The following is a 19,255-nucleotide window of genomic DNA, read 5'->3' as shown; positions in this document are numbered from 1 at the left end:
CCAAATGCCAAGAAGGAGGGAAAGCCTTATGAATATAGTAGTGGACAGCGCATTACTGTCTGAAGCGTTGGATGATGCTAGTAAGGCTGTATCATCTAAGAGTATTATGCCGATTCTCGGCTATTTCCTTTTGGAAGCTGATCAAAGTGGATTGACTATAACAGGGACAGATGATCGGGCAATGATTCGTTCATACATTCTTGAAGAACATGTGAAAATTGATTGTGAGGGGAAAACAGTTCTCCCAAAATTGCTTTTGGAAATGATCAAGAAATTAAATGGAGAAATTCGGATCGAATCTAAAAACAAATTCGATGTAATCATTACTTCACGCAATAAAGAAATAGAAATGTCTGGGCTAGACCCTGAAGAATATCCACCATGCCCGACGATCAACGATGATGAGTACATTGAAATTACAGGTAAAGACTTCCGCAAGATGTTGAAGAAAACGATATTTGCCGCAGATGTTGAAGGGAAAAGCTTTCCTATTATCACGGGAGTTCATGTCTATCTAGAAGATGGAAAGATCGGAATGGAGGCAACCAATAGACATCGACTTTCGAAAACTGAAAGCGATATGGAAACAGATGGTTTGGGAAGTGCCGTAATTGAAGCCAAAGGGCTTGTTGAATTGCAAAAGATCGTAAATGACAAAGATGAAATACAGTTTGGGTTTTCGAGAGCTAACGATGGTCGAGTAACGTATGCTTTTATTCGCACAGAAAGGTTCACCTTTTACTCTCGCGTGTTGGAGGGAGCATACCCAGATATTAAGCAAATGCTGATTGTTCCAGATAACTGCACAAGAATAGATGTAAATAGACAGGAGTTTCTGGATTCTATTGAATTGATCAATACCATGGCCAAAGAAGAAAAAAATAATGCGGTTTCATTGAGCGTGACTTCCCAAGAGATAAACATTAGAGGAAGAGGCAAGCAGATGGGCAAGGCAAGTGAGAACATTGAGCCAATCAAATATATCGGACCAGACATTTCACTCTCGCTTAATGCCAAATATGTCCTGGATGCATTAAAAGCCATTGACGGAGACGTTGTAACGCTGTCTTTTGCTGGGGAAAGGAAGTCCGTTTTTATTTACAGTGAAGATGAAACCTCGAGCATTCATGCAGTCGCGCCTTATCGGGTGTCAGGCCAATGAACAAATATAGAGCGAAGAAGGTCGTAGTGACCGAGGACGGCACTTTGTTTGAGGAATGGATTATAAAAAGGTACAACCTGGACATAACGGGGGTTCGATTTGATAGCAAAGCCGAGGGAGAGTATTACCAGGAACTTCTTCGGCAGCGGAAGTATGGAGAGATCAAAGACTTCGTTTGCCAGCCTAAATTCGTTCTGCAGGAGGCTCCCAAAGTTACTTATGTTGCTGACTTCCTAATAACTGACTTGGACGACAGCCAGAGAGTAATTGATATAAAGGGTGTAGTGACCCCGACCTTTAAAGTTAAATTGAAATTATTTCAAGCAAAATATCCGACTTTACGCATTGATATACTTGTAAAAAAGCACGGAGAATTCATTCTGATCCAACAGTATAAGAAGGAAAAATCGGAGCTGAAACGAGCTATTAACAAACTCATTAAACGAGCAGAAGGGGAGAAGAAGAATGCCAGAACTGGCCGGAATGCAAGTGAAATTCACCGTAATAAAAAATGAGGATGTTGAAAAGCATCTTGATGATCGTGAGAAAAGTGAACTGTCACAACTACTTTGGAAGATTCAAGAGTCGCGCCGTTTGGAAGGAAAGGTGCCATTGAATACTTATTTGGTAGTCAATACAGATGAACCATATGCAGTGGATGTAGTGAGGATTTTGCAAGCAAATGGACATTGGGGGCCAGCATCCGATCCTAACCAAGCAGAAATGCGATTTAAGGGAGACGAGTTGCTGTTGCCAGAGATGGAGGACATCATTAAATGAAACCCACCCAAAATCGACCAGAGGTGACACAGCGAATCATTGAATTGTTAGATAAGCAAAACGAGAAAGGCCTTAGGAAGTACGGGACTACTATAGACCAAGTACCATACCCAGCTTATGACTGGAAGTTAATGGCGCTAGAAGAGGCCGTTGATTTGATTCAGTACCAGCAGAAAGAGATTATGCGGCTTGAGAGGCTGCTCAACCCGATTTAATAAAAATGGAGCACAGAGGTTTATTTATCCTCTTGCTCCTCAACAACAAATAAGTCTTCAATTGATACTCCTAGCGCCCTAGCGATTTTAAAGAGATGAGCGGACTCATGACGACTATTTTTATCGAATCTACTCAGGGACCCTTGAGGTATACCAGTTAGCTCAGATAGTTGCAATTGAGTCATGTCTTTATCTTTTAACAGGGCCATTAAGTTCGGCTTCACTGTAAACATTGAAATCACCCTTTCAATCAGAATTATACGATATCGCATATTATTTTTCAAGATGTATTGACCTGATATTCGATATCGTATATGATTGTATAAAGATGAAATATACGAAATGCGATAAGGAATAAAATGAATTCTAAATGGGTGAGGAAGATTTTCCTTGCCAGTAACAATGTATCGGCACAGGTAACGTTGTAATGGAACTTTATAAAAAACGAAGGATGGATGAATGTGACCGAACAAGAGGCAGATGAATTCACAACCGCGCTTTCTGTTAGGTATAAGGAGGTCGCATCGAACCATTCAAAAGATGATCCTTTAGTAATCATCTGGAGCGAGGCGATAAGCGCGTTACCTCCTGAACTCAAGTTTCAATTCGAGCAAAAATATAGTGAATTTCTTACATTATAAAGGTGGATTCAATAATGAAGACTCTTGATCTGAACAAACTTGAGGAGCAGCCGATTGAGGTTCAGGAGGCTATTTCCTTCTATGCAAGCTTCACCTTGAAAAAGGTTTCCGTAACAACAAAAGAACGGATTAAGCATTATGCAGTATTAGAACGTGTTGGACTGTTAGAGCCTGTAAATCCGTAGTGGGTGCGTAGTGATTTAGGTTCAAAATACAAGTAAGGGCGAAGTCAAAGCGCTGGAAAGGTGGAGGAGTAATGTCCCATCAGACATTCTGGAAACCAGAAAAGAAACCAAAAGAGAAGAAGGCATATAGTGGCCTTGGGTGCAGTAAGAAAGTCAAAAAGCAAGTTCCGGATTGGAAGAAGGGCATACTTGCTCATCACCATTCGCGCCCTTCTCGTGCTGATCGAGCAGAATTTCCTCCTGAAGTTGTAAATGAGATTAAAGAGGAAACAGAAGGAATGTGCCAATGTAACTGTGGACGCGCCGCCACTCAAACACATCATGTAATGCCGAGAGGTCGTAGCGGTCGAGGTGTAAAGACTAATGCCATGCGAGTATGCGATACATGTCATGATCGCATTCAAATCAATGAAGATGAGCTTCAATACTGGATCGAATATTACACGCATCTTCATGGAGATAGATTTTGGTTTGATGAACAAGATTGGGATGAGTACTACAGAAAGCAGGAAGCGCAGCGCCAAAAGGAACAACAAAAGCAAAGACAGCGTGAATCAATTAATCCTGTAATTGAACTCATATCAACCTCTGCTGGGCGTTCCTTAAAAGCGAAAGAAATTAAATTGATTGAATTGATGGATGAAAAACAAATAGTGGTGTTCTCGTCCATGATTAACGACATTGTTCGAGTTGAAAGTAAGCATCAAATACAGTTTGGATATGGATACTTCGATGATTGAGATGTAGTTATTTCATATAACAACGAACTTATAAGTTATTTGAAGATATAAGAGATAAAGGAGGGAGACAGCATGACACCCAAGGAAGTAAAGGAAGCACCTTTTTATTATTTGCGAAAAGATGATAGAGCCATATACAAGCACAGTAGATTATCCCGATGGTATCGTGGGCCATTCACAGGGATTGACGGAAGGTACCAAGGATGCAAATTTACCGCTGCAAAACGTTGAAGAGGATTTTGAAGTTGAGACAGCGCACGCATGAATACTGCGGAGAGTACTTCGACGTATACGACGATCACGGCATAGTTGATATACCGGCCGAAAAATCAACAATCGAGGGATAGAGGGGATATAACACATCCCCTACTACACCAAACCAATAAACCAAGGGAGAGATATAGATGTGCCAAACAGTCGAATGCCCATGTTGCGGAGCAGAAAACGATATGACGGATGTGTTAAGTGACGGATTATCATCAAACAACACCACTGATTGGGAATGCGAAGAGTGTGGGGAAGAGTTCGAGATTCAAGTGGAGTTTGAACCAAGCTTCAGTGCCTCGAAAATCGAATATGAAGCCTGTGACAATTGCGGCAAAGACACACGGGATGTCTACCGGAAGGGCAGAGTGTTCCCGTTTCCTGAAAAGCTAGAGGCACAAGGCAGCAAATTCTGTCATTCGTGCTGGTCAAAGGCTGCTTCGGAAGAGATGAGGGCATAGCAGCCTCTTACCCTATATCCCTATAAAGGAGAAATAACGAATGGCAAAAGAGATTATCTGGTCCGAGGAACAAGAATTCGCGTTTGGGAGAGCTATTGATTTCCCGAGTATGGAGGACTTCATAGCGGTTGTAAAAGACCAATACGAGGATGGTATATGCGTTGTAACGGATGTCACTGTTGAAGCTTACGTTTATTCTGAATCAGGCATCAAAGCAGAATTTTTAAGCCCTATGTCACAAGTAGACATCACTATTGAAAACTACTATGTCGGCCAGGTGGAACGAGTAGAAAACGAAGAGGATTGATATAGGGGCCTACGGGCCTCTTAACCCCCAACCCATAAGGAGTGATAACCGTATGGCGTATGATTTCATGCGTCGCAATCCCGAGGCCGGTGATTTTAGGCTCGGTGTCGTTGCTTGGCCTGCGCTAATAGAGTATGCCTTTGGTTGCTTATTTCCGTGTATGAGCAAAAACGGTAGATGGGCATACAGCGCAAAGACAGACAAGCGGTTCAAAACTGAGCATAACTATCCAATTCTGCTGTCCAACAGCCGCATGCGTGTGACCTCGGCCGAAGCAAAGGTAATGGCCCGCATGACAAGAAACTTTGTCGCGATTCAACGGACGCTGGACGATTCCCACTACAACAATGACGTGCTATTCGATGCACCGGAATGGGAAAAGAAGTGGCCTCAGAAAATTCACGATACTTGGATCGAAGAGTATGAAAAATTTGCAGATTGGGCGGAAAAATCAGGAGGATTCACAATAGGTTGAGGTTTTAGGGCCTTAACAGGGAGGGATATACAACGTGCAAGGACTGATAATCAAGCCACAATGGGCTGACATGATACTCTCAGGCGCTAAGACATGGGAGATACGCGGCAGCCGTACCACGAAGCGCGGAAGGATAGGCATAATCAAGAGCGGCAGCGGCATGGTGTACGGAGAGGTTGAGCTTGAAGATTGCCTGCCATTAACATACGAAGCTTGGCACAACAACATGCCCAAGCATCAAGTGCCCTATCAAAACATCAACTACAAGACCCCGTATGCTTGGGTACTGACGAACGCGAGATTATATGACGAACCCATTCCGTACAAGCATCCGCAAGGTGCAGTGATTTGGGTCAATTTAGGGGAGGAAAAACACTCATGAGTACAGTGAAACACGATCTTGTGTACGTACTGATTAACGAGACTACACAAGAAGTTGAAATGGCTACAACGAATGATTCAGAGGCTTGGGCTTATTATCGCGATGTCCACCTGGTAAGCATGAATATATTCCTAGACATGAATCGCGTCGGATTCTTGCGAGGGGGACAGCGATCATGACACATACTGATCCAAAGCACATGACAGACGATCAGCTTCGCAAGGAGCTAGAAGAGGCACGGAAAGAAACGGGATTAGCACGGCTTGCTTATGAAGGATTACAAGAAGAATGCGTAAGTCGTGGGGAATATGAATCTTTGCTTAACAAATATAGCGCCTTATCAAGATCGCTTCACGAGGCACAACAGACCATAGCCATCCAAAAAAGGACGCTTAAGTTCTATGCAAACAAAAATAATTATGTATGGTCACATACCTATGATGAAACCGGAGAAGTAGAGGAAATACCGTCAAAAATATGGCGTGATCGTGGAGATTTGGCGCTTAAGGCATTAGGGGAATAACCCTACCCAAATAGAGAGGTGAGAATAAATGAAGTGTCCTGAGTGCGATAGAGAAGATCCAACATTAAAACCAGGGGATGGATATTGCGACCTATGCCTGATGGATGACATAGATTATTCTAGCTCCGACGATTATTGTAGCGCGGATTAACCATATTGCTGAACCCAACAAAATGGTCGGGTAGGGCTGGGGTTCTACCCGTAAGGAGGATATAACGTGCTGACCGTGTTGATTTGGATGTTGGGCATATACCTGACGATTGGAGTCGTTAGCTTATGCGTTGTGACAATAGTGGACAAAGAGATACCCGATATCCAATCCGCAATAGCCAACATAGCCTTATGGCCTCTTGTGTGGATGCTTGTAATATTTTTTAAAATCTACGGCTTTAAGCTTTGAGGAGGATATATAAAAATAGCCCATAATGCGAAAACATCATGAGCTAGAGTATCTGGAGTATAAGGTGTATATAGGAAGGGGATTCGAACCCCTGAGACTCGAAAGTCTATCTGATTATCAGTCAGACGCCTTAAACCACTCGGCCACCCTTCCACACTAACGACATTATATTATATGATGGAGATTTTTGTAAATGGAATATCAGTTCCAACGACAAGTGTATCCTCCTTGATTTGGTTACATCAAGGATCTCACTGTACTTAGAACATTCACTAACTCATCATATTTTATAGCTTTTGAAAGTAGTGTGGCTCTTAGAATTGAGTATAACATATTAAAAAAATAAGCAACAAAGCCGCTTAGTATAAACAAGAAAATGATCATCCCCCAACCATTGTCTATTTTGAAACCAATAAACTCACTCCATAGGGGGAACATTATTAAACCAGTTAATGTTACGGGAACCCATCGTCTGAATTTAATTGTTTCACTTTTCTTTGAAAAGTAATCAATTAACTCATCAATCTCTATACTCTGAAATTGTGGCTTTCCTAGTAGTTCCAACATAAAGTCACATCTGAATGCAAAAATAAAGTCTGCATCGAAACTATAATTAATTTTCTTGTTTGTAATAAATAAAGCATATTTCGGATGTCTTTTTCTAGCAACAGAATGAGAGAAAAAAATTGAAAATTGTAGAAGAACCATGCTTACCGAAGCTAATAATAGAGAGGTCCGTACAGGCCATATAGCGCTAACTGAGGGCACTAGGCTATAAAAAATAAGGAATAGAGCTGTAGCTACTGTGACAACTGAAGATATGAGAAGCCATAATGTCAGTTTACTCATCATAATTTTAGGTATAGACAAGTCCCTTATAAATTTCCTTTCTATTTCTAAAGTTTTTGTTAGAAAATCAATTGTTGGGGTTTGAGGCAAACAAATCACTCCATTCAATAAATTCCTAAATGAATAATAAATTAACATTTTCATGGCGTCAAATAATGCTAGAAATAAAGTAGATAAAGGGGATGATGGTTTGATAGAAAACAATCGAGTAGACAGTCAAAGCGAAGATGTAGAAGATAATAAAAAAATTATTCAAGTAAATTTCTTTGATGATCTTGAAAGAGACGATATACGCAAAACTAAATGGTTATTAGAAAAATACGCGGATATGATTGACGTAATCAGGAACTATGAATTTGCTTTGCAACAGATCGAAAATGGTATGTCTGCCTATGAATTACTCTCTGCTGAGGGTTTTGTAGCCAAAAGAGACACTGGACATGAGTTGACAGCAGACATAACAGCTAATGCAGTAATCCTTAAGGACAAGCGACACACAAATTATAAGTTCTATCTCTTCATCACGAATAACGTCCAGTTTGCAATTAACAACATGCGAGATCCACATGAAGGACTTGCTGCAAAGCTTCTGTTCCTGGACGGCATGAAATATCTCAAAGCTCAACAATATATGGAGAGAGGATACCGTAAGGATATTCCGGGTATTTCAGCAACAACATTTGCGGATAAAAGGCGCAGGGCCATAGCAAACATTGCAAATAGCTTGAAGATCAACCGAACATTGGACTTTGTGACTATCGACTATGGCCGAGGTCGGAATCAAGAAGGAGAGATCGGACTTCGGATACCAGTAGTAAACTAGACCGTGAGGGCTATGCCTTTGCGGTTTTTCTTTCGGTATAAATCCGTAGCGGAGCAGTAGTGGAACCATCTTACACTTTACATAGCAACAAATAAATAGAATTGAGCAGGAGGAATAAATCATGAGTACAGAAGCAAGTGCAGTAGTTACAGGTGGTTACGCATATTTGGACAAGGATGGGTATTTCAAGGTCGTAGATGCCAAAAATACAGCCGAAGAAGCAGCGGCTGGCAAGGTAATCAAATTCAACGGCCAACACGCATATGGACATGCTGTTGTACCGGTAGGCTCTGAATACGAGCAATTGGTCATCAAGACAACCGGAGGTAACCTTGCTGACAAGTTCGGACGAGTGGTTCCTGAACATGTCAAAGCGGCGATTGCTGTGCTTGTATAAATCTGGTCATCAATTAAAGTCGTTCCTTCGTGGATCGGCTTTTTTATATTTCATGATGGAAGGTGATTATTATGAAGATCATCAAATTGCTCGTTAAAATGACAGCACCGCGATCCACATTAGCTAGGAACAGGAGTGAAGGTCGTCATGGCAAGAAAACGTAAAACGGAAACCACCTGAACCGAAGCAGCCGGAGAAATGTAAAGGTTGTGTGTGGGGGGATGGGATAAAGTTCGACAGTTCTGTTGTAGACCTGTTTATCCAAAGGATGTAAAATAGTCCTATTATATTTGACATCAGGAAGGGTTATTTAAATGGGTGAAATTGATTATACTGGCTTGTTAACAATACCAGTAGCCACTGCAATCCTTACTACGGGAGCGTTGCTCATTAAAGAGTGGTTTCAAAGTAGAAACGCTACAAAAAGGGCTTTAACCGAGAAAAAGTTGGTTGAGCTATACAACCATTTGTACAGTACAGTTGTTCAGTATGAAGGAAGGTTGAGTATAAAATATAATAAAGAAATGTACGGTATTGATCCTAACGGTAAAGAGCAGTATAGAGAGGTGCCAGAAACCGAGTATCCTGAATTGTGGGAAGAAGCAATCCAAAAAGCTTCCAATGAAATTTATAATAAGATTCATTTGTTAGAATATGATGATCTTATTTTGTGGCTTAAGGTTGAAGAAGGTATGCAAGAAGAATACGTATTCGAAGATCCATCAGTCAACAAAGCCTTATCCTATCGGAAATTTTGTAAAAATGTTAAGGGCAGTTATGGCCGATTATATAACGAGTTCCATCTCAGTACTAGAAAAAGAAAGAAGGCGAGAATAAAGGAGCTGAAACTGAAACTGAAACATGAGAAGAAAAATCCTTTCTATAAAACAAAGATTGAGAAAACTAAACGTATAAATGCTATTAAAGATAAGATTAAAGAAACTAAGAAAATTTAGCACCCATCGTGGTGTTTTTTATTTTGCTCTCATATGACGAAATACGAGCCGTTCTGAGCCACCTTCCTGCTGAACGTCCGAATTACAGGAATGAGCCTAGAAGAGGGCTGAGAACAACAACTGAGTGAGCGTACACGCCTATCTGAGCCATGCCCAAAGGTGAAACCAACTCAACACAAAAATGAGCTTGACCACCGTAATCTATTGTCTGATACTGGAAGTTGTCGTATCAGCATTAGTTGGGGAGTGGTCAGATGAAAAAGAGATATATCATGCTCATGTTTTTTATTGTTGTCGCTATGTGGGCTACTTCGTGGTATCTCATACCAAAATGGTATAATAGAGCGGCACTAGAAGCTGGGACATTTGGAGATATGTTTGGGGCAGTTAATGCTTTGTTCTCAGGCCTTGCTTTTGCGGGACTTATTTACACCATCTCAGTCCAAAGAGAAGAGTTAAAAGAGCAAAGAAAGGCTATAGGAATGCAGACAAATGAATTAGAGCTCCAAAGGCAAGCCATTGAGATGCAAACTAAAGAACTGTCTCTTCAAACAAAGGCTATTGAAATGCAAATAACAGAGTTGGAAAATCAAAAATTAGAAATGGTTCGAACAGCGAATGAATTGGAAGATCAAAAAAAGCTTATGAATTTTCAAACAATTTTAAATACGTTAAATGGGATGTTGTCTGTAAAAAAGGATGCAAAGCAAAGATTGGGTAATAACAAGGGAGAGACTTACTTTTTGGAGATATTACAGGGTCGTAATTACAGAAAAATAAAAGAAGCATATCGAACCAATTTAAATGACTATCTTTCAATTTTTTTTGATATTCTTCAATATATTCAAAACTCTAGTTTGGAAGAAAGCCAAAAAAAAGAGTTAGCCGAGATTGTATTTATTAATACATCGAGTCAAGAATACCAAGTAATATTACTCTTCTCTGAAGAACATCAACATAGAAACATGTTATTGAAAAGTGTTGATTTTGAAGAAAAGATTAAAGCTAGAGAGTTCAGCAAATATGGAATCGACCATTAAAGGCGCCCTTTTGGATGCTTTTTTATGCAATGAACATTTGGAGGTAACCATGTAAAACAGAGTCATACCGATAGATTTGATTAATGCAGCAGCCTGCAGAGCATAAGAGACCTTAGACGGGACATATACAAATGCGGACTGTTGCTGACCTAGAGCGTCTGGTTGAGTTAGACATTAGGTCTCAGAAAGATGAACTTTAGCAATTCTTATAAAATGACGATAAAAGAATAAATATTGAGTCACTGGGAGGGAATATTTCATACGGAAAAGAAAAAAGGCCAGTAGAAATTTGTCAATGTATTTGGACCTGCTTAAGGGGATAGAGGAAGCACAGGATATAGAAGGGATAGTAACTTCTACAGAGACAACTGAAGCTACATTACGATGTTTATCACGTCAGAACTTGCTTCGAATTAAATCAGATATCAGAACAATCGTAGAGCAGAATAAGCAGATGAATGTAATTAGCATTGCTGTTTCTCTGTTAACTTTTGCTCTACCAATGTACTTCAACAGTGTGAAGGAAATGATTATTGATATCATAGAAAATTTAAAATTAATATTGGTAATCGATTATATCTCTGATAAGCAAATAGTGGGCATTTCAAATTTCTTTGTGGCAACACTTGCTTTCGTGTTTGTATTTGTTATTATAACTAGTCTACAGAAACGTATTGATTCAACTAGGCAGTTAAGCTTGCTTGAACAGCTTATTGAAGGTATTTTAGTTAGACGTGATGTTTGGGATTCTGTTCACGAAACAGCGTATTTTGAATATCAGACATTTTTAAGTGACAGAAAGAACAAATATCTTTTATAGACGTGGCTGATAAGCCCGTCTTTTTTTTGGGGTGGGTAATATGTAATGATCAGAGAGCGCAGTCACGAATATTGGGATAGTGACGGTTGCTGGAGTTAGATTTTAGAGCAGATGGCGTAAAGCCACTGCTTTTTTTGTTCAGGAAATTTTTCCTTGGAAGGAGATGCTGCGATGAAGTTTGTTCAACCAATTCGCGATCCCAGAAAACTCGAAATGATCAAGAGGAATCTGAAAGATAAAAATGAGCGCAACTACATCTTGTTTCAAATTGGGATTAATACAGGTTTACGTATTTCGGATATATTGCCATTAACAGTGAAGGATGTGAAGGGGACACATATTTCGATCCGCGAGAGGAAGACGGGGAAGGAGAAGAAGGTTTTGATACGCAAGTCGTTACGCAGGGACCTTGATAGATACATTTCAGGAATGTTGGATTGGGAGTATTTGTTTCAAGGAAGAAAAAGGAAAGGGCAGATGAAACGACAACCCATCACCCGAAATATGGCCTATAAAATCATAAGAGAAGCTGCCGAAGAAGCTGGTCTTGCAGAGATCGGAACTCACTCAATGAGAAAAACATTTGGGTACAGTTTTTACAACGAAAAGAAGGATATAGCGTTACTAATGGATTTATTCAATCACACCGAAGAAAAGGTGACTTTGAGGTATATCGGCATCCTTCAGGACACTTTAGACGATGCTTTAGACGACTTCGAGCTGTAGTTAATTCACTTCAAACAGGCAATGATGAATTAATAGTAGGCAATCTAGTAGAAAACGAGTAGTGACAACATCTTCAACCAAATTATGAATTACACAGAATATATATTGAAGTTAATTAAATAAGAAGTTTATGGGAGGCTAGGGCCCGCCTGGTAGAGAGAACGATAGCTAACGATGACAGCTCATTCGTAACGTTTGATCAATACTGATCTTAAATAGGAATTCCAACTCAATCGTTAAAATAGAGGTGATAATTTTGTGAGTAGACAGCAAAATCCAAATAGGAAAAAGGCGTTTAAAATCTGGAAGGATAGCGGATCGACTTTGAAGCCAAAAGAGATTGCTGAAAAGCTGGGGATCAGCGCTGAGTCAGTTCGAAAATGGAAGTCGCTCGATCAATGGGAGAATAAGTTAGACAATAGCAGACCCGGGGCTCCGAGGGGCAACAGAAACGCCAAAGGGAATCGGGGTGGTAAAGGTGGTCCTCCAGGAAATCAGAAAGCGGTAACTCACGGGCTATTCCGTAAGTTTGAACCACAGGACCCAGAATATCTTGAAATACTCGATTTAGCTCAGCAGATTGACCCGGTGGATATGATCTGGTATGACATCACGAAAGGATTCCAAAAAATCATTTGGGCTCAACGAATTTTCTTCATTGAGGGCAAGGATGATCTGACGAAAGAGCTTAAAAAGGAAAAACAGGGGGATTCCTCATTCGAGCAGGAGTGGGAGATTCAATTTGCTTGGGACAAGTATGCAAGTTTTATTAAAGCTGAAACGGTTGTTATGCGTGAGATCAGAGGTGCCATAAAACAATTCCTTGCCATTGTTCCCGAAAAGGATGAGCGCCGATTGAAACTGGCTCAAATGAAGGCTCAAGTTGAGAAGACCAAAATGGAAATCGAAGAATTGAAGAATGGAGAAAAAGATAGACCTACCGAAATCAATGTGAAGAGGTGGTCTAATGTCTCTGACGCTGGACATTGATCCTTTCGAAGGTTGGACGCCGCATTCTAAACAAATAGAAGTTATGGAGAGTACCGTCCGCAATAATGTGCTGAACTGTGGTCGGCGCGGCGGGAAGACGAATGTCGGTGCTCGTAAATTCTTTGATAACATTCTGGCCGATATGGAACGAGGGAAAGGACTCCCCTATAAGCCACCTAAGAACATCAAAAAGATGAAGAAGCCTAAGCCGCGCCTTGAGTATTGGTGTGTTTCTCCAACATACGCAATGTCAGAAATTCAGCAAGAAGAATTATCAGATGTATTACCAGAAGAAATGATTGAAAGCTGGGACCTATCCAAAAACCGTGTATGGTTAAAGGGATGGGTCCTTATTCAATTTAAATCAGCGGACAATCCTAAGTCTCTCGTTGGTAAAGGTTTGGACGGCGTTTGGTTGGATGAAGCGAGTAAGATGAAGGCCGAAACATGGACTGGATACCTTTCTTATGCCTTAGCGGATAAAGGCGGCTGGAGCGTATGGACAACCACACCAGAAGGTATTAACTGGTTCGCAGAAGATATTGTCCTGCGAGGACAATGGGTAGACGCAGGGTTGGAAGAAGAGCAGTACATGAACGATCCTGAATGGTGTAATTTCTACTGGACTTCATTAGATAACCCAATCCCTGAGCTGCAGCGTAATATTCAACGGATGATCGAGACATACCCAGAGCGATATGTGGATAGAGAGATTAGGGCGAAATTCAACGTCTTCCACGGACAGGTGTACGACGAATTCAAGCGAAGCACTCATGTTGTAGACATTCGCTGTTTAGATGAAAGCATCCACCTATACGAAGTCACTTATCCAGACGGAAGCATAAGAGATATTACCTTTAGCCGGTTTATTGGCGGCATGGATCATGGTTGGAATGATCCGGCTGTATTGCTTGTCATAGGCTGCATAGGCGAAGAGTATTACATTGTTGAAGAGTCATACGTTCAACATGTCAATGTACTTGTAGTGAACGACAATGGTGCTATGGAAGACTGCCTTGTAAAACGATATAAAGAGATGGATGACAAATATCATTTCGAAGAAATATGGGCAGATCCATCACAGCCAGAATACATCAGTACCTACAATATGAATGATTTGCCTGTGAAAGCAGCTGACAACGCTATTGGCCCTGGTATTCGCGAGGTATCTATACTCTATAAAGTTAAGTCGGGGACAGGGCGCCCAAATATATATGTGAATCGCGAGTGTAAAAATGAAATCAAGGAAACAGAAAACTACAAATGGAAAGAGAAGTCAGGACAACATACCGAAGAGGCTGAGGATAGAAGCAATCATACACAGGATTCGAAGCGATACGCTATATACAATGACCGAAAAGGTGTAACGGGGTTTGCTTTTGGATAAAATATGTTTCGTTTTACAACAATGTTCCCATAAAAATTATAAGTTTATTGCACATTTCGACAAAACGGGGCGTATGGTTGTTTTCTTATAATGATCAATTTTTAGCAACTATCGTAACAACGATATCTATGCCAACTGCGTGACTATTTCTCATAATGATTAAATATGTTGATGGAGAAACGGTAAGGTTAGAAAAAATAGTTGGATAATATTGTGGACTGTTAACCGAGTATCCTCCGCTTATTATTTTCTGTCCAGGAGCAGGACTCATGCTAATCTCGACTGTTTCATTAGGGTTGATTCTATAAAAACCCCAAGCATAAATCATAAAACCATCTTCGTATGGGTAAACGTTTTTGGCGGTTGAGTTATCTAACAAGATTCGTCTATTTTGTCTGAAATTCATATATTTCGAATACTGCTCGTTAACGTATCTTTCTTGAAAGTAAGACATGATTACCATCGACTCCTTTTATTGGCCTATAGATCAGCATATTACAAATTAACATTTATGTTCTGGGTACTTGCCTATGCGAGGGTTTTTGTGTAATGTACAAAACTTATGCTTAGAGTTTTTGGTGAATAATTTAGTGGGAAAAACAAATGATAATAAAAAACAAATGATAATAAAAAACAAATGATAATAAAAAACAAAGCGAGGGAGATTAATGGCAGATTCATTTATCTATAGAGCAACCGTGAAGACTCATCCTGAGTATGGAGCAGGTACCAATGAGGATGTGTTTATAAGATTAAAGGGTGCAAGAGAAGTGAACGGAGATTGGTTCTTGAGTGTAAGAGGTGTTGATAATATGGAGGCGAAAAAATATAATCCTTTCACGTTCCATTTAAGATCAGATTACTTTTTGGGAGATATAGAGAGTGTTTATATTTATGTTGAGGAAAATGAGTGTGATAATGACGGGCCTGCATGGAACTTAGATTATATAGAAATTTCATTTTCTGATGGAGGACAAGAGAAAGTTTGGAGATTTGATGTATATAAATGGATTGGAGTACAGCGTAGAGACCCTTCTGTTAAAATGTTAAATTATATTGAAGTGGACAGACAAGGGAAAATCACTGAACACAATCCAAGCAGTTTTAAATTAAATGAATTCAGCAAGAAAAGTGTGGAGAATGGGAATCAGGTCCCGAATCCGCAGTAACACCGTAACGACTCGGTGTTATTATTTATCCATGGAAATATGAACAAATACAGAAGGTAAGGAATATTTTCCTGCCTTCTTTTTGTTTGTCGGAAAGGAGGAACTGACTTGGGTTTAAGGCAATGGGTAATTAACTGGATTGCAGCAGGTAGGCCGAAGAACGAACCTGATAGGCAGACAGAAAGCTATCCTTTCCCTTTTGGTATTATGATGAGCAAGGGTAACAACCAACCTGCTCCAAAGAGAACGCCAACAAATCTGCGGACATTGTCAGAATCACCGATACCTCGCCGTGCGATAAACGTCATCAAGAACGGGATCACAAAACTGAACTGGTCTGTAGCTGCTATTGATGAAAATGACACCGAGAAGTATCGGGAGATATGCAAGATTATCGAGCGTTCGTTGCTGAAGCCGAATCCTGGCGATTCATTTAGGTCCTGGATTGAGCAGATAGTTGAAGATATGCTAGTGTGCAGCGCTGGTTCGTCGGAGATTCTAAGGGCTGGCGATCCACTCAGGCCGTTCAGGATGTATCCCGTAGATTCATTTTCGATTGATCTATACCCAGAATGGGACGGAAAGCCAAACTCATACAGATATGCGCAGCGAGTGCATGGTCAGTATGTACATTTGAAATCATCTGATCTCATGTATATCCGAATGAATCCTAGGACGAACACTCCTTTTGGTCTATCTCCACTTGAAACGGTCTGGGAAACGGTAGAAAGCTTCATTACTGCTCACCGATCAGCAGGAAAACAGGCTTCGAATACGGCTACAAAGAAATTGATAAACCTAGGTAAGGGTGCGGATAGTAAGGCTGTTTCGGCTTTTCGTTCTTATTGGGAAAACGAAGTGCTGGGACGAGGTGTAAACCCCATAATCGGTGGGGAAAATCCAAGCATCCTAGATCTTGGAGCTATTGATGACAAGGCGCTATATCTTGAGTGGCAACGGTTTTTAATTGAAATTGTAGCTATTGCGTTTGACCTCTCTCCAAAGAAGCTAGGGCAGACCAAGGATGTCAATCGCAGTACAGCGGACAGTGAAGACGAGGATACGAATGACACGGTAGAAGCGATAGCAGAGAATATTGTAGAGCATATTAACAACCACATCATAGACGGTATCTTTAATCTTGGTGGGGTAGTTGAATTTAAGTATCACTATGCTTCATCACTCAAAGATCAAAAACTGAAAGCTGATATTGATGCAATATACTTGGATCGCAGGACAATCACTCCCGATGAGGTGCGTGACAGCCTTGCACGTAAGGCGCTGCCTAATAAACACGGTGAGGTTCTGTTGCAACCGAGCAAAGCAGCGGTAGTGGATTTGAATGAAGCAACTGCAAAGGCCCCACCAAATAAGGAAATAGAAGAGTCGGACCCGAACGCCACTGAAGAGTAGGCGTTTTTATTTTGCTCTGAGAGGAGGTGAGAACCTAAGTGCTTAAAACGTTGAAAATGAGTAGACAGACAATGCGTGTTCAAGATTTTAAGATGTCTGATGCAGGTAGCCATCCGAATAAAGTACCTTTCAAATGTACGTTATTTGCAGTAGATCAACCAAGTGAGGGTTCACCTCATGGAGCTGGGGGAAAGTTGATACGTATTTCATCCAGTGTTTGTGACCAGTGTCTTCATACGTTTGTGGGTATGGCACTTAACATTGATTATGTCAACGGCATGTCTGACCATGATCCTCGGTTCAAGGTGGCGGTCATCGAAAAGGCATACCGGGCAATGGATGGATATGCTTGGATTGAAGGGTACATTTACGGCAAAGATTTCCCGGATGTAGTTGCAACGATTCGTTATTACAACGGATTAGCCGCCGAGTACAACTGGAGTGAATATCAATTTGGGGCATCACTCGAAATGGAAGCTTCTGTACAGAATGCTACTGACGCGGAGAATGTACTCGAAGTAATGGAGTTTTGCGGCACAGGGGCAGCTATCTTGTTCGCGGATGCCGCTGCCTATAAAACAACGAGCTTTGCTGCTCGTAATACGAAACAAAACAAGGAGGAAGTAGATATGACACCAGAACAAATCAAAGCTATGGAAGATGCTATGAAGGCTCTACAAGAAGGCATGACGACTATTACAGCCAGCGTGAAAAGCGTGGTTACGGAAGTGGGCTCTATTAAAGGAGATATTACTGCTATGAAGGCTGCTAGTGCCGAAGCGGAACAAAAATCAGCAGAAGAACAAGCTGCCGCTGACTTGAAGGCTGCTCAGGACAAGGTGGATGCTCTGGAAAAGGAATTGAAGGATCTGAAGGCAGGGAGTACGCCTCCTCCTGAGCCGGATCGAAAAACATTCAGCGCAGCAAGTTTGCTCTCCAAATTTGGAGCAACCTTCTCAGGAAGTGCTGAAGAGCCTGATTACAAGACCTTCTGTGCCTCGGTAGACGCTTTGAATCTCTCTTCTTCCGATTCAATGAAACTTAAAATGCAGGCAAAAGAGGAATTTGCCAAGAAAGCGAGCGTGTAATATATGAATAACCGCGTAGGACAAGCGCAATTCGTCGAAATTGCTGCTGCTACTCAATTTCAAGGTCCGGGAGCAATCATCACAGATGATTTTCAGAAGGAAATTACAGATGTATTGCGCCGGACTTCTATCTTGGATGGAAGATTGAATTATGTACCGGCAACAGGCGACATTTCGACTTACTATGAACAAAATACAGTTAATGGCGGCGCGTTCGTCGATCCTCGCAATCTATCGGCTACGGCTACCAGCAATACACGCACACCGCATGGTGTGAAGATCAAAGCTCTGACAAACCAAGTGAATTTTGGTCATTATGATATTACGCTGGGACAGCAACAAAACAACTTCCCCGAACTCAAGGCTAAAGATTTGAACGATATGCTTAACGGTATCGGCCTTGCTCATGGTAAGGCGCTTTGGAGAGGGACTGATACAGGCCTGGCAGTGCCTGCAACTCTCCAATATGTGGGGATTGCTACCCAAATCACGAATACATTCACTGTTGGGCCGACAGCATCCATTGTCTCGGCTATTCGTGCGAAGATCGCTGCTATGGTAGCGAGTGAGTTGTATGAACTTATGCCAACCGCTATCTATATTCATCCAATAGCCCACCATTACTTGGAAGAGGAAGAACGTAACGCAGCCAACAACGAAACTCAAATCAGTAACATCAAGAAGACAACTGTCGCTGGTTTGGAAGTACTGGCTATTATGACTGCCGCTGGACTCTTGCCGATCATTCCGGAACCATTTATCACTTCTTCCACCAATGCTACAACAGCATCGAACACCGACTATGGCATTGCGATTGTGACCGAGCCTATGATCGAATACCACTATGTAGGTGAGAAAGGGATCTACCTGTTCCAACTCGGTACAACAGGAAGCCTTCAAGAGCAATATGTGGGTATCAAGTATGGAGCTCCTGTTGCTAAGGGTCCAAGCTATGCGCATGCCTACGGCACAATTGAGCGCCCTACAATTGCAGCAGTAGGCTAATAAAATTTAAGATTCAGGAGGCGGTCAGATGACTGCCTCTTTTACTGAAAGGAGATG

The 19,255-nt window shown here is 41.2% G+C and carries 29 protein-coding genes and 1 tRNA gene; 26 read left to right on the top strand and 4 right to left on the bottom strand.

Going from position 1 to position 19,255, the window contains the following annotated elements:
- The first annotated feature begins 28 nt into the window (after nt 1–28).
- Genes dnaN through MKX74_RS14910 form a run of 4 tightly spaced genes read left to right on the top strand, consistent with a single transcriptional unit; the run spans nt 29 to nt 2,157 of the window.
- Nucleotides 29–1,162: a DNA polymerase III subunit beta gene (gene dnaN / locus MKX74_RS14925; protein WP_341178974.1), complete on the top strand. Its 1,134-nt coding sequence runs from the start codon at nt 29–31 to the stop codon at nt 1,160–1,162.
- Nucleotides 1,159–1,677, top strand: a complete 519-nt coding sequence (locus MKX74_RS14920; RefSeq protein ID WP_341178973.1) for a DUF1064 domain-containing protein — start codon at nt 1,159–1,161, stop codon at nt 1,675–1,677. Before dnaN ends, MKX74_RS14920 begins: the two co-directional genes overlap by 4 nt.
- On the top strand, nt 1,628–1,942 hold the full coding sequence (locus MKX74_RS14915) for a hypothetical protein (protein WP_341178972.1): 315 nt from the start codon (nt 1,628–1,630) through the stop codon (nt 1,940–1,942). Before MKX74_RS14920 ends, MKX74_RS14915 begins: the two co-directional genes overlap by 50 nt.
- Nucleotides 1,939–2,157 (top strand): hypothetical protein, encoded by a 219-nt coding sequence (locus tag MKX74_RS14910; RefSeq protein WP_341178971.1) that lies wholly within the window; start codon nt 1,939–1,941, stop codon nt 2,155–2,157. Before MKX74_RS14915 ends, MKX74_RS14910 begins: the two co-directional genes overlap by 4 nt.
- A 20-nt stretch (nt 2,158–2,177) precedes the next feature.
- Here MKX74_RS14910 and MKX74_RS14905 read toward each other — a convergent pair whose 3' ends face one another.
- Nucleotides 2,178–2,390, bottom strand: coding sequence for a helix-turn-helix domain-containing protein (locus tag MKX74_RS14905; RefSeq protein WP_341178970.1), 213 nt, complete (start codon nt 2,388–2,390; stop codon nt 2,178–2,180).
- Between the two features lie 228 nt (nt 2,391–2,618).
- Here MKX74_RS14905 and MKX74_RS14900 point away from each other — a divergent pair, with 228 nt between their 5' ends.
- From MKX74_RS14900 to MKX74_RS14855, 10 genes are all read left to right on the top strand, one after another.
- Nucleotides 2,619–2,798, top strand: coding sequence for a hypothetical protein (locus tag MKX74_RS14900; RefSeq protein WP_341178969.1), 180 nt, complete (start codon nt 2,619–2,621; stop codon nt 2,796–2,798).
- 14 nt (nt 2,799–2,812) lie between these two features.
- Entirely contained in the window at nt 2,813–2,983 is a 171-nt protein-coding gene (locus MKX74_RS14895) for a hypothetical protein (RefSeq protein ID WP_341178968.1), read from the top strand.
- Nucleotides 2,984–3,054: 71 nt separating this feature from the next.
- Nucleotides 3,055–3,723, top strand: a complete 669-nt coding sequence (locus MKX74_RS14890) for an HNH endonuclease (protein ID WP_341178967.1) — start codon at nt 3,055–3,057, stop codon at nt 3,721–3,723.
- Nucleotides 3,724–3,844: 121 nt separating this feature from the next.
- The gene (locus tag MKX74_RS14885) at nt 3,845–3,988 is read left to right on the top strand and encodes a hypothetical protein (protein WP_341178966.1); all 144 of its coding nucleotides are present in this window, start codon (nt 3,845–3,847) and stop codon (nt 3,986–3,988) included.
- A gap of 184 nt (nt 3,989–4,172) precedes the next feature.
- Entirely contained in the window at nt 4,173–4,448 is a 276-nt protein-coding gene (locus MKX74_RS14880; RefSeq protein ID WP_341178965.1) for a hypothetical protein, read from the top strand.
- A 40-nt stretch (nt 4,449–4,488) separates the two neighbouring features.
- On the top strand, nt 4,489–4,755 hold the full coding sequence (locus MKX74_RS14875) for a hypothetical protein (protein ID WP_341178964.1): 267 nt from the start codon (nt 4,489–4,491) through the stop codon (nt 4,753–4,755).
- 52 nt (nt 4,756–4,807) lie between these two features.
- A complete protein-coding gene (locus MKX74_RS14870) occupies nt 4,808–5,230 on the top strand; it encodes a hypothetical protein (protein WP_341178963.1) in 423 nt (140 codons plus the stop codon).
- Nucleotides 5,231–5,264: 34 nt separating this feature from the next.
- A complete protein-coding gene (locus MKX74_RS14865) occupies nt 5,265–5,612 on the top strand; it encodes an ASCH domain-containing protein (protein ID WP_341178962.1) in 348 nt (115 codons plus the stop codon).
- The gene (locus MKX74_RS14860; RefSeq protein WP_341178961.1) at nt 5,609–5,791 is read left to right on the top strand and encodes a hypothetical protein; all 183 of its coding nucleotides are present in this window, start codon (nt 5,609–5,611) and stop codon (nt 5,789–5,791) included. Before MKX74_RS14865 ends, MKX74_RS14860 begins: the two co-directional genes overlap by 4 nt.
- The gene (locus MKX74_RS14855) at nt 5,788–6,135 is read left to right on the top strand and encodes a hypothetical protein (protein ID WP_341178960.1); all 348 of its coding nucleotides are present in this window, start codon (nt 5,788–5,790) and stop codon (nt 6,133–6,135) included. Before MKX74_RS14860 ends, MKX74_RS14855 begins: the two co-directional genes overlap by 4 nt.
- Before the next feature lie 467 nt (nt 6,136–6,602).
- On the opposite strand, the gene MKX74_RS14850 is transcribed toward MKX74_RS14855, so the two are convergent.
- Both MKX74_RS14850 and MKX74_RS14845 read right to left on the bottom strand, forming a co-directional pair.
- Nucleotides 6,603–6,690, bottom strand: a tRNA-Ile gene (locus MKX74_RS14850).
- Between the two features lie 82 nt (nt 6,691–6,772).
- Nucleotides 6,773–7,492, bottom strand: coding sequence for a hypothetical protein (locus tag MKX74_RS14845; RefSeq protein ID WP_341178959.1), 720 nt, complete (start codon nt 7,490–7,492; stop codon nt 6,773–6,775).
- Nucleotides 7,493–7,526: 34 nt separating this feature from the next.
- Between MKX74_RS14845 and MKX74_RS14840 the strand changes: the two genes are divergently transcribed.
- From MKX74_RS14840 to MKX74_RS14805, 8 genes are all read left to right on the top strand, one after another.
- A complete protein-coding gene (locus MKX74_RS14840; protein ID WP_341178958.1) occupies nt 7,527–8,207 on the top strand; it encodes a hypothetical protein in 681 nt (226 codons plus the stop codon).
- A 121-nt stretch (nt 8,208–8,328) separates the two neighbouring features.
- Nucleotides 8,329–8,604 carry a hypothetical protein gene (locus tag MKX74_RS14835; protein ID WP_341178957.1) on the top strand — a complete coding sequence of 92 codons (276 nt, stop codon included), beginning with the start codon at nt 8,329–8,331 and terminating at the stop codon, nt 8,602–8,604.
- Nucleotides 8,605–8,918: 314 nt separating this feature from the next.
- Nucleotides 8,919–9,560: a hypothetical protein gene (locus MKX74_RS14830; RefSeq protein ID WP_341178956.1), complete on the top strand. Its 642-nt coding sequence runs from the start codon at nt 8,919–8,921 to the stop codon at nt 9,558–9,560.
- A 254-nt stretch (nt 9,561–9,814) separates the two neighbouring features.
- Nucleotides 9,815–10,600, top strand: coding sequence for a hypothetical protein (locus MKX74_RS14825; protein ID WP_341178955.1), 786 nt, complete (start codon nt 9,815–9,817; stop codon nt 10,598–10,600).
- A 295-nt stretch (nt 10,601–10,895) separates the two neighbouring features.
- The gene (locus MKX74_RS14820; protein ID WP_341178954.1) at nt 10,896–11,420 is read left to right on the top strand and encodes a hypothetical protein; all 525 of its coding nucleotides are present in this window, start codon (nt 10,896–10,898) and stop codon (nt 11,418–11,420) included.
- A gap of 171 nt (nt 11,421–11,591) precedes the next feature.
- Nucleotides 11,592–12,146 carry a tyrosine-type recombinase/integrase gene (locus tag MKX74_RS14815; RefSeq protein ID WP_341178953.1) on the top strand — a complete coding sequence of 185 codons (555 nt, stop codon included), beginning with the start codon at nt 11,592–11,594 and terminating at the stop codon, nt 12,144–12,146.
- Nucleotides 12,147–12,404: 258 nt separating this feature from the next.
- Nucleotides 12,405–13,136: a phage terminase small subunit gene (gene terS, locus MKX74_RS14810; protein WP_341178952.1), complete on the top strand. Its 732-nt coding sequence runs from the start codon at nt 12,405–12,407 to the stop codon at nt 13,134–13,136.
- Complete coding sequence (locus MKX74_RS14805) at nt 13,114–14,523, top strand: terminase large subunit domain-containing protein (RefSeq protein WP_341178951.1); 1,410 nt, start codon at nt 13,114–13,116, stop codon at nt 14,521–14,523. Before terS ends, MKX74_RS14805 begins: the two co-directional genes overlap by 23 nt.
- A 94-nt stretch (nt 14,524–14,617) precedes the next feature.
- On the opposite strand, the gene MKX74_RS14800 is transcribed toward MKX74_RS14805, so the two are convergent.
- A complete protein-coding gene (locus MKX74_RS14800; RefSeq protein ID WP_341178950.1) occupies nt 14,618–14,977 on the bottom strand; it encodes a hypothetical protein in 360 nt (119 codons plus the stop codon).
- 214 nt (nt 14,978–15,191) lie between these two features.
- Between MKX74_RS14800 and MKX74_RS14795 the strand changes: the two genes are divergently transcribed.
- From MKX74_RS14795 to MKX74_RS14780, 4 genes are all read left to right on the top strand, one after another.
- Nucleotides 15,192–15,692 (top strand): PLAT/LH2 domain-containing protein, encoded by a 501-nt coding sequence (locus MKX74_RS14795; protein WP_341178949.1) that lies wholly within the window; start codon nt 15,192–15,194, stop codon nt 15,690–15,692.
- A 108-nt stretch (nt 15,693–15,800) separates the two neighbouring features.
- Nucleotides 15,801–17,105, top strand: a complete 1,305-nt coding sequence (locus MKX74_RS14790; RefSeq protein WP_341178948.1) for a phage portal protein — start codon at nt 15,801–15,803, stop codon at nt 17,103–17,105.
- A gap of 38 nt (nt 17,106–17,143) precedes the next feature.
- Nucleotides 17,144–18,193 carry a 3-oxoacyl-ACP reductase gene (locus MKX74_RS14785; RefSeq protein ID WP_341178947.1) on the top strand — a complete coding sequence of 350 codons (1,050 nt, stop codon included), beginning with the start codon at nt 17,144–17,146 and terminating at the stop codon, nt 18,191–18,193.
- 3 nt (nt 18,194–18,196) lie between these two features.
- Nucleotides 18,197–19,198, top strand: a complete 1,002-nt coding sequence (locus MKX74_RS14780; protein ID WP_341178946.1) for a hypothetical protein — start codon at nt 18,197–18,199, stop codon at nt 19,196–19,198.
- Nucleotides 19,199–19,255: the final 57 nt, after the last annotated feature.

It is taken from the genome of Paenibacillus sp. FSL K6-1230 (assembly GCF_038002385.1).
Taxonomy (GTDB): Bacteria; Bacillota; Bacilli; order Paenibacillales; family Paenibacillaceae; genus Paenibacillus; species Paenibacillus massiliensis.
Note: the sequence above shows the minus strand (reverse complement) of the source record. Positions and strands in the feature narration are given on the sequence as shown.

Bases quoted from the DNA above. Each gene is read 5' to 3' on its own strand.
- dnaN (WP_341178974.1), top strand. From the start codon at position 29: ATGAATATAGTAGTGGACAGCGCATTACTGTCTGAAGCGTTGGATGAT.
- MKX74_RS14920 (WP_341178973.1), top strand. From the start codon at position 1,159: ATGAACAAATATAGAGCGAAGAAGGTCGTAGTGACCGAGGACGGCACT.
- MKX74_RS14915 (WP_341178972.1), top strand. From the start codon at position 1,628: ATGCCAGAACTGGCCGGAATGCAAGTGAAATTCACCGTAATAAAAAAT.
- MKX74_RS14910 (WP_341178971.1), top strand. From the start codon at position 1,939: ATGAAACCCACCCAAAATCGACCAGAGGTGACACAGCGAATCATTGAA.
- MKX74_RS14905 (WP_341178970.1), bottom strand. From the start codon at position 2,390: ATGTTTACAGTGAAGCCGAACTTAATGGCCCTGTTAAAAGATAAAGAC.
- MKX74_RS14895 (WP_341178968.1), top strand. From the start codon at position 2,813: ATGAAGACTCTTGATCTGAACAAACTTGAGGAGCAGCCGATTGAGGTT.
- MKX74_RS14890 (WP_341178967.1), top strand. From the start codon at position 3,055: ATGTCCCATCAGACATTCTGGAAACCAGAAAAGAAACCAAAAGAGAAG.
- MKX74_RS14885 (WP_341178966.1), top strand. From the start codon at position 3,845: ATGATAGAGCCATATACAAGCACAGTAGATTATCCCGATGGTATCGTG.
- MKX74_RS14880 (WP_341178965.1), top strand. From the start codon at position 4,173: ATGACGGATGTGTTAAGTGACGGATTATCATCAAACAACACCACTGAT.
- MKX74_RS14875 (WP_341178964.1), top strand. From the start codon at position 4,489: ATGGCAAAAGAGATTATCTGGTCCGAGGAACAAGAATTCGCGTTTGGG.
- MKX74_RS14870 (WP_341178963.1), top strand. From the start codon at position 4,808: ATGGCGTATGATTTCATGCGTCGCAATCCCGAGGCCGGTGATTTTAGG.
- MKX74_RS14860 (WP_341178961.1), top strand. From the start codon at position 5,609: ATGAGTACAGTGAAACACGATCTTGTGTACGTACTGATTAACGAGACT.
- MKX74_RS14855 (WP_341178960.1), top strand. From the start codon at position 5,788: ATGACACATACTGATCCAAAGCACATGACAGACGATCAGCTTCGCAAG.
- MKX74_RS14840 (WP_341178958.1), top strand. From the start codon at position 7,527: ATGGCGTCAAATAATGCTAGAAATAAAGTAGATAAAGGGGATGATGGT.
- MKX74_RS14835 (WP_341178957.1), top strand. From the start codon at position 8,329: ATGAGTACAGAAGCAAGTGCAGTAGTTACAGGTGGTTACGCATATTTG.
- MKX74_RS14830 (WP_341178956.1), top strand. From the start codon at position 8,919: ATGGGTGAAATTGATTATACTGGCTTGTTAACAATACCAGTAGCCACT.
- MKX74_RS14825 (WP_341178955.1), top strand. From the start codon at position 9,815: ATGAAAAAGAGATATATCATGCTCATGTTTTTTATTGTTGTCGCTATG.
- MKX74_RS14820 (WP_341178954.1), top strand. From the start codon at position 10,896: ATGTATTTGGACCTGCTTAAGGGGATAGAGGAAGCACAGGATATAGAA.
- MKX74_RS14815 (WP_341178953.1), top strand. From the start codon at position 11,592: ATGAAGTTTGTTCAACCAATTCGCGATCCCAGAAAACTCGAAATGATC.
- MKX74_RS14805 (WP_341178951.1), top strand. From the start codon at position 13,114: ATGTCTCTGACGCTGGACATTGATCCTTTCGAAGGTTGGACGCCGCAT.
- MKX74_RS14800 (WP_341178950.1), bottom strand. From the start codon at position 14,977: ATGTCTTACTTTCAAGAAAGATACGTTAACGAGCAGTATTCGAAATAT.
- MKX74_RS14795 (WP_341178949.1), top strand. From the start codon at position 15,192: ATGGCAGATTCATTTATCTATAGAGCAACCGTGAAGACTCATCCTGAG.
- MKX74_RS14780 (WP_341178946.1), top strand. From the start codon at position 18,197: ATGAATAACCGCGTAGGACAAGCGCAATTCGTCGAAATTGCTGCTGCT.